Annotated in this window: 2 protein-coding genes; one reads left to right on the top strand and one right to left on the bottom strand. The window is 34.5% G+C overall.

Annotation, left to right across the window (positions count from 1 at the left end; translation table 11 throughout):
- The first annotated feature begins 63 nt into the window (after positions 1 to 63).
- Entirely contained in the window at positions 64 to 288 is a 225-nt protein-coding gene (locus MTX11_RS16510) for a hypothetical protein (RefSeq protein WP_243475617.1), read from the top strand.
- Between the two features lie 172 nt (positions 289 to 460).
- Here the strand turns inward: MTX11_RS16510 and MTX11_RS16515 are convergent.
- On the bottom strand, positions 461 to 1034 hold a 574-nt coding region (locus MTX11_RS16515), incomplete at its 5' end, for an IS3 family transposase (protein ID WP_243475618.1).

The following is a 1034-nucleotide window of genomic DNA, read 5'->3' on the forward strand; positions in this document are numbered from 1 at the left end:
CTTGGTTTGAGATTCAATTTAATCGCTGGAATCTACAACTTGGAACTGAGCAAAAAATGATTTATGAAAGAGGTCTATTATAAAGAAGTAATGTTTAGGAAAGATTATAGATACTCTTTTCAAAAATCCTTTTTTGATTTTATTGAAAATAATGCAAATAAATTCAGTCCTGAAGTAAATTATATTTTTTCTTTTATAGATAAATTGCCATTTAAACTGTTAAGTAAAGTTTATTCTAATCCAAATTTTCAAAAAATAATTGAAACTTTAACACCTGATCATTTTTAAAAATATATTGAATATTTAGAGTCTAATCACAGAAATATAGAAAAAATTGATGCTTGGACTAGTACATTTGAATCTAAAAAAAGTGAAGTATCAGAATTAGAAAAGCGTCTTGAAAAAAATAAACAAACTTATGATTTCGTTTTGCTCAATAAAGGTTTTAAAGAGCTTGATCCTAGACAGTATCGTGGACAATCGATCCCTCTAAATTCTTGAAATATTTCTGTTCAAAGGCTTCTGGACTTAACCAGCCGTTTGCAGAATGCCTTCTGACCCGATTGTAATAAATCTCAATATAATCAAACAAGACCGCATTCGCCTCTTTTCGAGTCGAAAACACACTGCCATGTACCACATGACCTTTTAATGTATGAAAGAAGCTTTCAGTCACTGCATTATCCCAACAGTTTCCACGTCTAGACATACTCTGAGTACAATCATTTTTCAGTAACAGCGCTCTAAAATCACGACTACAGTACTGTGAGCCTTGGTCCGAATGAACCATAACACCAGTTGGATAACCCTGACGAGCCATTGCATAGTTAAACGTATCACACACCAACTGGCGGTCTATTCGATGGCTGGTTTGCCACCCCACGATACGACGGCTAAATAAATCTAGCATCACACATAAATACAACCAACCTTCTTTAGTGCGGATATAGGTAATGTCTGTTGTCCAGACTTTATTAGGCTGAGTAACTGCAAATTGGCGATCCAACAAGTTGGGTGCTGTAGGCAAACGATGG

Origin of the sequence: Acinetobacter lwoffii, assembly GCF_022809915.1 — a bacterium.
Classification (GTDB): Bacteria; Pseudomonadota; Gammaproteobacteria; order Pseudomonadales; family Moraxellaceae; genus Acinetobacter; species Acinetobacter lwoffii_M.

Coding starts and splice junctions, on each gene's coding strand:
- MTX11_RS16510 (WP_243475617.1), top strand. CDS start 64: ATGAAAGAGGTCTATTATAAAGAAGTAATGTTTAGGAAAGATTATAGA.